The sequence below is a fragment of the Actinomadura sp. 7K507 genome, assembly GCF_004348425.1.
Classification (GTDB): domain Bacteria; phylum Actinomycetota; class Actinomycetes; order Streptosporangiales; family Streptosporangiaceae; genus Spirillospora.
Genome location: NZ_SMKK01000556.1, coordinates 1 through 677 on the forward strand (window position 1 = coordinate 1; position 677 = coordinate 677).

The 677-nt window shown below is 73.4% G+C and carries 1 protein-coding gene and 1 pseudogene; both read left to right on the forward strand.

The window, feature by feature from the left end:
* Positions 1-292 (forward strand): annotated as a pseudogene (locus tag E1285_RS45225) (hypothetical protein); the annotation flags it as partial.
* Positions 289-677, forward strand: a 389-nt coding sequence (narJ, locus tag E1285_RS45230) for a nitrate reductase molybdenum cofactor assembly chaperone (RefSeq protein ID WP_132161056.1), incomplete at its 3' end; no start/stop codon positions are given. The pseudogene E1285_RS45225 and the gene narJ, both read left to right, overlap by 4 nt.

The window sequence follows — 677 nt, forward strand, 5'->3', positions numbered from 1 at the left end:
CGGGCCCGGCATGGGCGGCTCCGGCATGGGCGGCGGCTCGGGCCCGTTCGGCGAGGGGTCCGGCGGCCCGAACCCGGTCGCCGTGGAGAACTTCCACATGCTCCAGCAGCGCCAGACCGCCGACAGCCCCGTGGACCCGGAGAACAAGCACAAGCGCGTCAACCTGCTCAACTGGGACGGCAAGGGCGCCCCCGCCGGGCTGTTCCCCGAACGCGGGACGCAGGGACCGGGCCCGGACGGCACGAACCCGCCCGCCGACTCCGGCGACGCCGAAACGGAGCCCAAGCCGTGAGACTCGACCCCGCCAAGCTCAAAGCCGCCAAACTCAACCCGGCCAAGCTCAAGCCCACGAGGAGGCCGGGGCTCAGCGAGGCCGAGACGGCCACGGCCTGGCAGGTCGCGTCGCTGCTGCTCGGCTACCCCGACGCCGAGCTGCTGGAGCGGCGCCCGCTGCTGCGCCGGGCCGTCGCTGGGCTGCCCGCGTCCGCCGCCACGCCGCTGGGCCGCTTCCTCGACCACCTGGACGCGACCCCGCTGCAGCAGCTGGAGTCGGACTACGTCGCCACGTTCGACCACCGCAAGCGGTGCTGCCTCTACCTGTCGTACTACGCCTACGGCGACACCCGTAAGCGGGGGATGGCCCTGCTGCGCTTCAAACAGGCCTACGAGGCGGCGGG